The organism is Chryseobacterium sp. HNCC26DJ239, from assembly GCF_057180445.1.
On the sequence record NZ_JBXUGJ010000013.1, the window covers coordinates 1 to 11623 of the forward strand.

Below are 11623 nucleotides of genomic sequence, written 5' to 3' on the forward strand. Positions count from 1 at the left end.
GCCTGTAGCCTTTTTAATATCCATAAACATCAATTAATTCGATATTTTTTGGAATTTTTAGAGATTCTAATTTTTTTTTGAACTCGAGCTTACTTAGATTTTTTATAGCGATATTATTTTCAGTGTCTAATATCCAATAATCAATTACATTTTCATCAGGAATTTCATATGTATCTTGCTCGACATTTGGATTACGTCTTTTTAATCCCTGTCTTTCAGCTACAATATAATCTTTGTATTCATTTAATTTAAGAACTTTTGAAGGAATTATTTCTATTTCATCATTCCATCCGTCATTTGGTGCTATAAAAATTTGGTGCGCAGAATTGCGATAGAGAACATAACCGTTCGTGACATTTTTTTTGAAATCTTGCATTCCTGGGCCGTATCCCAAAGCAATTCTTGGTAAATTCCTTGAACTTAGTATTCCAAAAACAGCAAAAGCTATTAAAGATAAAAGTACAATAATTATTAGCAATTTTGTTTTCATAAGGTTACAGACAACGTTCCGGCGCTTGGCGAGGTTGCGAACTTCGGAACCGATTATTTTCTATCAAAGATAAAATTTCTTGCGAAATGTAAACGTGAACATGCTACAAAATTCGCAATCTTGCCAAACGCCTGTTGAACTAAACCTTCGGTAGCCCCGTGTTCATATTTTTGATTACTTTGTAAAACTAATTAAAAATCAATAGAATGGCAACAAAAAAAAGAGTTTAGAGGAGCTTAGAGAAAACAAAATCATCAATCAGGCAAAGCGGGAAGTTCCAGGATTTACGGAGCTTTTGCAAAGGTTTGAACGTACGGTTTCGGTGTTGGGACGCAGCCAAAGTACGTTTCAAAATTACTCCAGACACGTCGCTGCGGTGTCGCTACATTTCGGGAAAATCCCTACAGAGCTCGATTCTGAGCAAATTCATGATTACCTTTTTTACCTTCAGAAAAAATCAAAATCGCCGTCGCAATCGTATTTTAAACATACCGTATACGGACTTCGATTTCTTTTAAAATCGGAAGGTTTGAGCTATGATTTTTTGAGTCTTCCGGAAATTAAAAGAGAAAAAAAACTGCCTGTAGTTCTCAGTAAACAGGAGGTTTGGCAAATGCTTTCGGGTTGTAAACTTTTAAAACATAAAATTTTGATCGGCATTCTTTACGGCTGCGGATTGCGCTGTATGGAAGTACGAAATCTGCGTTTATGCGACTTAGATTTTGACAGAAAACAGTTGAAAGTGGTTCAGGGAAAAGGCAAAAAAGACCGCTATTTGCCACTTTCCGAGCATTTGATTCGGGGGCTCAAAAAGTATATCGAAGCGGAAAAGCCGGAAGATTATCTCTTTGGAGAACCTCGTGGAAACCGTGCCGGCGGAGAATTCGATTCCCGCTACTCACAACGAGGCGTTCAGTGGGCGGTAAAACAGGCATCAAGAGCGGCAAAAATCTTGAAAGAAGTGAGTGTTCATACGCTTCGGCACAGTTTTGCGACGCATCTTCTGGAAGATGGGATGGATATTTTGAGCATCAAAAATCTTCTCGGTCACGAAAGTATAGATACGACGTTGATTTATCTTCAAATTGCCCAGCTTTCCACAGAAAAAGTCTTTTCACCGCTCGATACCCTTTTTTCAGAATTTGGGAAAAAATGAGTGGTTTAAAAACCTCAAAAAAACAGTCAGCTCAGCCTGAATCTCAACCTCAAAATGAAGTTGCTGATGTACTGAATATTTTAGGTTCAAAACTGGAAAATTTAGGATTGAATTCCTGGCAATTACGGACACTTTCAGCCTTAAAAATGTGCAGAACTTCGGCTTTGGGAGGACATATCGATGCTTGTGATGAATGTGGAAATGTAAGCATCAGTTACAACTCGTGCCGCAACCGTCATTGCCCAAAATGTCAGGGAAAAAACCGAGAAAAATGGATTGAAAACCGGGAGACCGAACTGCTTCCTGTGCCTTATTTTCACGTGGTTTTTACGCTTCCGGAAGTTTTAAATAAAACCGCGCTTCACGAGCCCAAAATGTTGTATGATATTTTATTTGAATCGGCTTGGGAAACGCTTCAAACATTCGGCAAAAACCGAGGTTTAAAATCGGGAATGATTGCTGTTTTGCACACTTGGGGGCAGAATGTGAGTCTTCATCCGCATTTGCACTGCATTGTTCCGGGTGGTGGAGTGGATGAAAACGGAGCTTGGAAAAACATCAGAAATGACGGTAAATTTTTGTTTCCAGTAAAGGCTTTGAGCAAAGTTTTCAGGGCTAAATTTTGTGAGAAACTGAAGTATCAATTATCATTAAAATTAAATGAAAATCAGTCTGAAAACCATGAAAATGAAGTCGGAATTTACGAAAAATTAAGGCAAAATCTGTGGGGAAAAACTTGGGTAGTTTACGCTAAAAAGCCTTTTGGAAGCCCAAAATCTGTGGTGGAATATTTGGGCAGATATACGCATAAAATTGCCATCAGCAACCAGAGAATCAGGAAAATTGATGCGGAAACGGTCACTTTTTCTTACAAAGATTACCGCCAAAAAGGCATCAAAAAGCAGATGGTTTTGAGCCACGCAGAGTTTATCCGCCGTTTTGCGATGCATATTTTGCCGAAAAGATTTGTAAAAATCCGTCATTATGGTTTTTTGAGCAGCACTTGGAAGCGTATCAAACTTAAAAATCTGCAACAAAATTTAGGCATCCAGCCTAAAGAAAAGCTTCCAGCAAAAGCTTTTCAGCCGAAATGTACGTGTTGTAAAGTTGGAAATCTTGTGACGATTGCAACGTTCGATCTTCGAGGTCCGCCAACATGGTTTTTGGAGATGAGCCAAAATTTATCTACGCCTAAATCTGCATTTTAACGGATTTGGGTAAGGGGAACTATACCCCAATGGGATGGATAACACACTAAAAGCCATTACAATACAATCGTTAAAAAAAAGAGAACAACCTGTTCTCTTGAAATATTCTCTAAAAATTTTACGATAAATCCATAATACCTAAAAAAGCGACCAAAGCTTCCGTTCAACAGGGTTTTCATTGTTCGTGCTGCGCACGCAACGAAAACCTAGCTATTGTACGACGTAGTTATGTTTTGGGTTTTAGTCCAGCTAAATATTTTCGTATGTCATTTTCTAATTTATCCGGGTATTTGTACTCTAATTTTTTTGACAATTCAGTTCCTATTTCTGAAACTAAATCAGTCATTGAAAATAGAGCAGTCCAATTTTCCTTTATATCGCTCCCTGAAAATGTTTGTTCTGTTTTAGCCCACATTTCCTGGTTAAGATACTTTTTGAAAAGCCGTCCATATTTATTGGTCGTTATGTTCCAATTGTGTTCACTTGCAATGTGCCATTCAATTAAAGGAATTAAATATTCTGTGCGAATAACGGTTTCCGACATAAATTTCGCATAGAATATTTCATCTCTCACAAGACACTTTGCCACGTAAGTTGTGTCCCACCAAAAATCGTTTATTAGATTTTGAAACTCTTTTTCAGACGGTTTTTTGATAATGGAAATTTGATAAGTTGGTTTCAGCATTTGCTTTGTAATACCATCTTTATCAATTAAAATTTTATAACCAATATCCCAATCTTCTGGTAATTCTTTCTCTTGCGTTTCCTTTATAAATTTTGATTTGCTGTAAAGTTTAAAATCTACTTTCACACCGTCTTCATAAAGTAGCATTTTCATTGCGTGTTTATGGTTAAAACAACTTTCGTCTTCTTCAATCATAGCAATTGGATTTCCGAATTTAAGCGTCCAGCTTTTGTCTGAAATGTAATTTGTATTATCCTCAAAAACAAATTCAATGTCTAAATCACTAAATTCGTCAACAAGTGCTAAAGGATTTACAAGTGAACTTGTCAGAAGAAGAACTCTTACATCTTCGTTTTTCTCCGACCATTCTATAATTGTTCTTAACTTTTCTTCTCTGACTTTCATTTTGTTTGGTTCGGTTTTACTATGTCGTACAACTCTCAAATATACGCAATTCTCACAAATGTGCAAAATTTATTATGGTTATTTAAATTGTTGTCGTTGAGTTGTTTATATTTGTTTTGTGTTTAAAATATTTTTTTTTACGCAACTTAAAATATTTTTTTAGCGCAATAAAGAAATAGGAAAAAGCAAGATTTTTTTAAGGTTGAATTTTAAATTTTTTTAAATGGAAACAAAAATTTTAGGTGTTTTTTTTAACGCTGCATTGTTTCGTGCTGAGCTGGGTGTTCATAAAGATAAAGCTGTTATTTGGGTTAAGTTTCCGAAAGATTTTGAACTGATAGCTCACCTGAAGAAATTTACGAAACCAAGGTGGAGTAGTTCTCAGAAATGTTGGTATCTGTCGGATCACAATTCTAATAGGGTACTTTTTGGATTAGAAGAAAAATTTATAGGTAAAGATTTTCTTTTAAAACTTGTGATGTAAACAGACCTGCAATTTTCGAGCTTATTAATTGTCTTACATTAAAAGGTTACAGCCCAAATACCATCAAAACCTACTGTACAGAATTTGCGCATTTGTTGTTTTTACTTAAAGATTTTCCAGTGCAGAATCTAAGCCCAGAAAAACTGAAGTCATACATTTTATATTGTATTAATGAGCTTCATGTGTCAGAAAACCATCTTCACAGCAAGATTAATGCGATTAAATTTTATTTTGAAAAAGTTTTGAAAAGAGAAAAAATGTTTTTTGATATTCCACGACCTAAAAAGCCACTTCTTCTGCCAAAATCTTTAAATGCAAAAGAAATTTCTAGTATTATAGAGGTAACAGAAAATCCTAAACATAAACTGATTATTAAATTTTGCTACGGAATGGGGCTTCGTGTAAGTGAAATTTCAAACATTAAAGTAGAGCATATTGATAGCCAAAATATGAGGGTGCTAATTTCTCAATCTAAAGGAAAGAAAGACCGATATGTAAATCTTCCAACCTCTGTTTTAGCAGATTTAAGATCATATTATAAAATTTTTAAGCCTAAAGAGTATTTGTTTGAAGGTCAGTTTGGTGGCCAATATTCCATTAGAAGTGTTCAAAATGTTTTTAAAACCGCTATGAGAAAGGCAAAAGTATACAAAAATGTTGGTGTGCACACACTTAGACACAGTTATGCAACGCACCTTTTGGAGGCGGGTACAGATATATCACTTATTCAGAAGCTTTTAGGCCATAACGATATTAAAACAACCTTGCTGTACACGCAGGTTGTAGACAGAACTTTGCAAAATGTAAAATCTCCTTTAGACCGTATTTGAAAAAAAAATAAAGCTAAGATTTTTTCGCAACAGAGTTATAAATATTGTGGATTAAACCATCGGCAACAGATATTTTCGGTACAAAAATTCGATTAATTTCAGACCAAGTCATCACATTATTGTAAATCCTTAAAGCGTGTACCAAAACATCTGCACGGTCTTGTCTTAGATTATGCAGCGTCATCATTTCTTCTACCGAAAGTTGGCTGAATTCTTTGTAAACTTTCTTTAGATACGATGCAACCATAGGTTTGCCATCTTTGGTTTTGCTCATCGAAAATACTTTGTTGATGTTTCCACCAGAGCCAATCGCAACAATTGTTTTTTTACTGTTGATGTTTTTGCGAATTTCCTCTTTCATCTCTTTCCAGTTGTCTTCTGTAACCAGATTGTTGAGCAATCTTATCGTACCGATATTGAATGATTTTTCGTAAACCATTTTACCATTTTCGTAGAATGTAAGCTCGGTAGAACCACCACCAACATCTACATAAAGATAAGCGAAATCTTTGTCTAGCCCTTCTGCAACATGGTTTTCGTAGATAAGAGTTGCTTCTTCATCTCCAGAAATAATTTCAATATCAATCCCGGAAATACGTTTTACTTCTTCACGAATTTCTTTCCCATTTTCGGCATCTCTCATGGCGCTGGTTGCACAAGCTCTGTAATGTTCTACTTTGTAAATCTTCATTAAATCGCTAAAGATTTTCATAGCGTCGATAACCATTTTTTCTCGCTCTTCGCCAATTTTTCCTAAAGTAAAAACATCCATCCCTAAACGAAGTGGGATTCTAAGAAGGTTCAGCTTGATGAATTCAGGCTTTCTGTTTCTTATTTTCACTTCATTTATTAAAAGTCTGGCGGCATTACTTCCTATGTCTATGGCTGCAATAATCATTATTTACAAAGTTTTTTGATTTTTAAACTTACTATTGGCTTTAAAAGGCTGAATTTACAAAAAAACTTTAAAATAATAGCCTAATGTATTCGGGAAAACCCCTGGAAGAAAGGATTTGTGAGCAGGAAAGTAATTGTCATCTGAAAACGAGTTTCTTACAAATGAAACAGATACTTTTGAATTAACAAAAAGTATCTGTTGTAAAGGGTTTTATGATTTTGTTTGAATATTTAAAAGTTATTTTTTTGTCGTTTTTGCTTTTAAATATTTGTATGTTTCTATTTGTGATCTGTGCTCTTCTTTTGTAGAAGAATGATAGTATTCGTTGCTTAATCTTTTATTCAGAACACGTGCTTTTACATTGTCATTCAATTGAATGTTGAGAATGTCTTTAATTTCTTTTTTTAAATCTTTATCGGTTATTTTAACGGCAGCTTCAATTCTGTAGTCTAGATTTCTATTCATCCAATCGGCAGAAGAAATGTAAATATCTTCGTCTCCTTTATGATAAAAATACATTACTCTTGCATGTTCCAGATACTCGTCTACAATGCTTATGGCGTGTATTTTTTGTTTAAATTCTTTCTGGTTTACTGCACAATAAATACCTCTTACAATCATATTGGTTACCACGCCGGCTTCTGCGGCTTCGTACATTTTTTCGATAAGAAGTTTGTCGCTTAAAGAGTTTACTTTAATAATCATTTCGGCTTTTCTTCCTGCTTTTGCTTCTTCAATTTCTTTATCGATGTGATGCATGATTTTTTCTCTCATAAACTGAGGGCAAACCAAGAGTTTTTTGCATGTTTTTAAAGTTAAAACAGGATCTTCTTTAGGTTTCTTAAGAACATTGAAAACTTTGTTGATATCTGCCATAATTCCTCTGTCTGAAGTCATCAAGAGATGATCTCCATAGATTCTTGCTGTTTTTTCGTTAAAGTTTCCTGTGCTTACAAATCCGTACTGAAGCGTTTTGTTTTGAACTCTTTTTTTGATAATACAAAGCTTGGCGTGTACTTTTTTGTCGGGAATTCCTACCAAAACGATAATTCCTTCTGGTTCTAGCATTTCTTTCCATTCAAGATTAGACTCTTCATCAAATCTTGCCTGAAGTTCGAGCATTACTGTTACTTCTTTACCATTTCTTTTAGCGTTAATAAGTGCATTGATGATTTTTGAACTGCTTGCTAAACGATAGGCTGTAATTTGGATAGATTTTACATCCGGATCCATCGCTGCTTCACGAAGAAGGTCGATAACAGGGTTGTATTTATGGTAAGGAAAGGTAAGAAGCACATCTTTTTTCATGATTACATCGGTTACTCTTTCGCCGTTTTCAAAAGCTTGATGAGTAAAAGAAGTACGCTCAATAGGTTTATGATATTCAAAAACATCCGGAAAATCCATAAAATGTTTAAAGTTGTGGATTTTTCCACCCGGAATTATGCTGTCTTTCTTGGTAAGATTGAGTTTTCTAATTAAAAGTTCCAACAAAGCTTTGTCCATATCTTTATCGAAAACAAAACGGGTAGGTTTTCCTTTTCTTCGGTTTTTAAGACCTTTCTCAATTTTTTCGGCAAAATTGGTTTTAATGTCGTTGTCGAGATCCATTTCGGCATCTTTTGTCACTTTAAAAGCGTGTGCTGCAAACTCATCGTATCCAAAATACGAAAAAATATGGGGAAGGTTAAAAGTAATTACGTCTTCCAAAAGCATTACGTTTTTCTCCTGCGGATCGTCGGTTGGTAGCAAAACAAAACGCCCCACAAACCTAGACGGAATTTCTATAATAGCGTAGTTGCTTGCGTATTGCCACTCTTTTTTCCTCATCGCGACACCTAGATAAAGACTTTTATCTCTCATGTAAGGCATGGGTGTATTTTCGTGAAGCAGAATAGGGATAACGTTAGATTCCACCACTTCATCAAAGTAGTTTCTTACAAACTCTTTCTGTTTTGGACTCAGGTTTTTTGCGGTTTTAATGGAAACATTATGCTCTGCCATTTCTCCCTGAATTTTTTTCCAGGTTTTGTCGAAATTTTGTTGTTGCTTGATAACAATTTCGTTTATACGCTGTAAAATTTTAGAAGGAGTTTGGTAAAAAGATTCTGCGATTACTTTTTCTTTAAAATCCATGGCACGCTTCAAACCTGCAACTCGAACTCGGAAAAATTCATCAAGATTATTAGAGAAAATTCCTAAAAAACGTATTCTAAGGTGCAACGGAACGTTTTCGTCCATAGCTTCTTGTAAAACTCTTTCATTAAAAGCAAGCCAAGTAATATCACGCGGATTAAAATGTACAGACATATAGAAAAACTAATTTTCTCAAAAATAAGAATATTTACAAAGTCTCAACTATGTTTTACGTTAAAGTTAAATTAAGTTTTTAAAGGTAAAATGAGTTGTGGCAGGACGTTTTTTCTGGGTTGATGAAGAGTTTTGTCGGTAATCTGTCAATTTGTCATAAAAAATATGGTGGTATAGAAATTGAGAAAGTGAGAGTGTTATTACAATTTAAAAATTAGAAAAAATATAAATATTATGAGTAAAATAATCGGAATCGACTTAGGAACAACCAACTCTTGTGTTGCCGTAATGGAGGGAAAAGACCCTGTTGTAATTCCTAACGCAGAAGGTAAAAGAACAACGCCATCTATCGTTGCATTTACAGAAGATGGAGAAAGAAAAGTGGGAGATCCTGCAAAAAGACAGGCGGTAACAAACCCAAAGAAAACTGTTTATTCAATCAAGAGATTTATCGGAACTCACTTCAAAGAAGATGCGAAAGAAATTTCTAGAGTACCTTATGAAGTAGTTTCTGGTCCAAACGATACTGTAAAAGTAAAAATTGACGATAGAGAATATACGCCGCAAGAAATTTCTGCAATGACGCTTCAGAAAATGAAGAAAACTGCTGAAGATTATCTTGGGCAAGAGGTAACAAGAGCGGTAATCACTGTTCCTGCATACTTCAACGATGCGCAAAGACAAGCAACGAAAGAGGCTGGTGAAATTGCAGGTCTTAAAGTAGAAAGAATTATCAACGAGCCTACAGCTGCAGCTTTAGCTTATGGTTTAGATAAGTCTCACAAAGATCAAAAAATTGCAGTGTACGATTTAGGAGGTGGTACTTTTGATATTTCTATCCTAGATTTAGGTGATGGTGTATTCGAAGTATTGTCTACAAACGGAGATACTCACTTAGGAGGTGACGATTTTGATGATGTAATCATCAACTGGATGGCAGACGAATTTAAAGCTGAAGAAGGTGTTGATTTGAAATCTGACGCTATCGCTCTTCAAAGATTGAAAGAAGCTGCTGAAAAAGCAAAAATCGAGTTGTCTTCTTCTCCTCAAACAGAAATTAACCTTCCTTATATTACTGCTACAGCTACAGGTCCTAAACACTTAGTGAAGACTTTAACTAAAGCTAAATTTGAGCAATTATCTGCAGATCTAGTAAGAAGATCTATGGAGCCTGTTGCAAAAGCATTGAAAGACGCAGGTTTATCAACTTCAGATATCGACGAAGTAATCTTGGTAGGAGGTTCTACAAGAATCCCAATTATCCAAGAAGAAGTAGAAAAATTCTTTGGTAAAAAACCTTCAAAAGGAGTAAATCCAGACGAAGTTGTGGCAATTGGTGCTGCAATCCAAGGTGGAGTTTTGACAGGTGATGTAAAAGACGTTCTTTTATTAGACGTTACTCCGCTTTCTTTAGGTATCGAAACGATGGGTTCTGTTTTCACAAAATTAATTGATGCAAACACAACAATCCCAACTAAGAAATCTGAAGTTTTCTCTACAGCTTCTGACAACCAACCTGCAGTAAGCATTAGAGTAGGACAGGGAGAAAGACCAATGTTCAACGATAATAAAGAAATCGGTAGATTCGATCTTACAGATATTCCACCAGCGCCAAGAGGAGTTCCTCAAATTGAAGTAACTTTCGATATCGACGCAAACGGTATTCTAAGCGTTTCAGCAAAAGATAAAGGTACAGGTAAAGAGCAGACTATTAAAATTCAGGCTTCTTCAGGTCTTTCAGACGAAGAAATCGAAAGAATGAAGAAAGAAGCTCAAGAAAACTCTGCAGCGGATGCTAAGAAGAAAGAAGAAGTTGAAATCTTCAACAAAGCAGACGGATTGATCTTCCAAACTGAAAAGCAATTGAAAGAGTTTGGTGAAAAATTATCAGCAGACAAAAAAGCAGCAATCGAATCTGCACACGCAGAATTGAAAACAGCTTTCGAAGCTAAAAATTCTGACGATATTAAAGCAAAAACAGAAGCTTTAGATGCAGCTTGGATGGCAGCTTCAGAAGAACTTTATGCAGCTGGACAAGGTGCAGAAGCTCAAGCTCAAGGACAACACGCTAATGCAGGTGATGATGTTCAGGATGCTGATTTTGAAGAAGTTAAGTAGTTATTGATTAATATTAATTAACAAAATATAGAAAATCCCCACAGGCGTATGTTTGTGGGGATTTTTGTTTTTTCAAAGATTTTTGATTTTGTGCTTTTTTAAGTGTTTTTTATTACACATTTGTACCATATTTGTACCGGCACTTAAGCAGAGAAGATGTGGCACTTAAGATTTTTTTTCTTACCTTTAGTTTTTCTATATGTATGATTAAAAGGATTAAAAGAGAATGTCTGCATTGTTCGCAGGAATTTATACCTAAGACAGTAACTTCATTTTATTGTCGTGAGCAGTGTATAAAAAATGCTTACCAGAAAAGAAAGCGTCAAGAAAAATTAGAATTAAAAAGACAAGAACTGATTGATCAGATTCCTTTAGATAAAATTCTCTTGACAGTCCCTGAAGCTGTTTTACTCTTTGACATTGCAAAAAGAACACTTTATAGACTTATCAAACAAAATGTAATACCTTCTATTAATGAAGGAACTCGTTTAATAAAAGTAAATCGTGAAGTTTTGCAAGAAATGTTTCCTCCGGCATCTAAAGAAAAGATTGAAAAGAAAAATTCTAATCCTAACTTGTATGATCTTTCTGAAGAGAATTGCTATACTATTGGTGAGATTTCCAAAAAATTTCAGTTACACGATACGAGTGTATACAAGCATATCAGAAAGTACTCAATTCCCACCCGTCAAATTGGTAATTATGTTTATGCTCCAAAAAGCGAGATTGACAAATTATATAATGGTACTATAGATTAAGCTTATGAAACAACTTTCAAAAACTCAAGTTACAGTTAGATTGCGTAAAGCTGAGGATAGAAATGAATGGTATGTCTATTTGGAGAGTTATCCTGTATTTATTGCTGGAAAAAATAAACCGCAACGTTCTAGGGAGTATCTCAATAGAATTGTTTATACGGTTGAATGGGATAAAAAAAGAACAAGCAGAACTAACCTAAAGGACGGGACAAAAGCCTTTAAACCAAAGCGTGATGATAATGGAATTATAGTTTGTAAGAGTGAGCGTGACAGGGAGACAA

10 protein-coding genes and 1 pseudogene are annotated in these 11623 nt (G+C 35.1%); 7 read left to right on the forward strand and 4 right to left on the reverse strand.

Annotated elements, in window-relative coordinates; all coding sequences use genetic code 11:
• Window positions 1–13 precede the first annotated feature (13 nt).
• Entirely contained in the window at window positions 14–490 is a 477-nt protein-coding gene (locus AC2A1D_RS17695) for a DUF3997 domain-containing protein (protein WP_484044905.1), read from the reverse strand.
• A 295-nt stretch (window positions 491–785) separates the two neighbouring features.
• On the opposite strand from AC2A1D_RS17695, the gene AC2A1D_RS17700 reads away from it, so the two are divergent.
• The gene (locus tag AC2A1D_RS17700; RefSeq protein WP_484044906.1) at window positions 786–1646 is read left to right on the forward strand and encodes a tyrosine-type recombinase/integrase; all 861 of its coding nucleotides are present in this window, start codon (window positions 786–788) and stop codon (window positions 1644–1646) included.
• Entirely contained in the window at window positions 1643–2854 is a 1212-nt protein-coding gene (locus tag AC2A1D_RS17705; RefSeq protein WP_484044907.1) for an IS91 family transposase, read from the forward strand. The genes AC2A1D_RS17700 and AC2A1D_RS17705 overlap by 4 nt, the downstream gene beginning before the upstream one ends.
• 226 nt (window positions 2855–3080) lie before the next feature.
• On the opposite strand, the gene AC2A1D_RS17710 is transcribed toward AC2A1D_RS17705, so the two are convergent.
• Complete coding sequence (locus tag AC2A1D_RS17710) at window positions 3081–3944, reverse strand: aminoglycoside 6-adenylyltransferase AadS (protein ID WP_003013318.1); 864 nt, start codon at window positions 3942–3944, stop codon at window positions 3081–3083.
• A 223-nt stretch (window positions 3945–4167) separates the two neighbouring features.
• Between AC2A1D_RS17710 and AC2A1D_RS17715 the strand changes: the two genes are divergently transcribed.
• Together AC2A1D_RS17715 and AC2A1D_RS17720 are read left to right on the forward strand one after the other, a co-directional pair.
• Window positions 4168–4428, forward strand: coding sequence for a hypothetical protein (locus AC2A1D_RS17715; protein WP_484044908.1), 261 nt, complete (start codon window positions 4168–4170; stop codon window positions 4426–4428).
• Between the two features lie 62 nt (window positions 4429–4490).
• Window positions 4491–5258, forward strand: coding sequence for a tyrosine-type recombinase/integrase (locus AC2A1D_RS17720; RefSeq protein ID WP_484044912.1), 768 nt, complete (start codon window positions 4491–4493; stop codon window positions 5256–5258).
• Window positions 5259–5271: 13 nt separating this feature from the next.
• Here the strand turns inward: AC2A1D_RS17720 and AC2A1D_RS17725 are convergent, their stop codons facing one another.
• Window positions 5272–6156 (reverse strand): Ppx/GppA phosphatase family protein, encoded by an 885-nt coding sequence (locus tag AC2A1D_RS17725; RefSeq protein ID WP_484044909.1) that lies wholly within the window; start codon window positions 6154–6156, stop codon window positions 5272–5274.
• Window positions 6157–6393: 237 nt separating this feature from the next.
• Window positions 6394–8466: a polyphosphate kinase 1 gene (gene ppk1 / locus AC2A1D_RS17730; RefSeq protein WP_484044910.1), complete on the reverse strand. Its 2073-nt coding sequence runs from the start codon at window positions 8464–8466 to the stop codon at window positions 6394–6396.
• A 234-nt stretch (window positions 8467–8700) separates the two neighbouring features.
• Here ppk1 and dnaK point away from each other — a divergent pair, with 234 nt between their 5' ends.
• The 3 genes and pseudogenes from dnaK to AC2A1D_RS17745 form a co-directional block, all read left to right on the forward strand.
• A complete protein-coding gene (gene dnaK, locus AC2A1D_RS17735; RefSeq protein ID WP_484044911.1) occupies window positions 8701–10584 on the forward strand; it encodes a molecular chaperone DnaK in 1884 nt (627 codons plus the stop codon).
• Between the two features lie 158 nt (window positions 10585–10742).
• Entirely contained in the window at window positions 10743–11342 is a 600-nt protein-coding gene (locus AC2A1D_RS17740; RefSeq protein ID WP_228370502.1) for a helix-turn-helix domain-containing protein, read from the forward strand.
• Window positions 11343–11346: 4 nt separating this feature from the next.
• Window positions 11347–11623: pseudogene (locus AC2A1D_RS17745) on the forward strand (site-specific integrase); the annotation flags it as partial.